The organism is Streptomyces sp. SID12501 (assembly GCF_010550245.1).
GTDB lineage: Bacteria > Actinomycetota > Actinomycetes > Streptomycetales > Streptomycetaceae > Streptomyces.
In genome coordinates, this window is sequence record NZ_JAAGLU010001120.1 from 1 (window position 1) to 334 (window position 334).

The 334-nt window shown below is 71.9% G+C and carries 1 pseudogene; it reads right to left on the reverse strand.

Going from position 1 to position 334, the window contains the following annotated elements:
• A pseudogene (locus tag G3I71_RS52540) lies at positions 1 to 334 on the reverse strand (hypothetical protein); the annotation flags it as partial.

Sequence of the window (334 nt, forward strand, 5' to 3'; positions counted from 1 at the left end):
TCCCGCGGGAGGCGGCGGTGGGTTCCGTGGGCGCAGTGATGACCGTGGTGGTCGTCCTGCGGGCGGTGGGTTTGTGCGTCGGGACGACCGTCAGGATGACCGCGGTGGTCGTCCGGCCAGTGGTGGCGGGTTCCGGCGTGACGACAACCGTGGTGGTGGCGGTGACCGCGGCGGTTTCGTTCGGCGCGATGATGACCGCGGTGGCAGTCCCGCGGGAGGCGGCGGTGGGTTCCGTGGGCGCAGTGATGACCGTGGTGGTCGTCCTGCGGGCGGTGGGTTTGTGCGTCGGGACGACCGTCAGGATGACCGCGGTGGTCGTCCGGCCAGTGGTGGC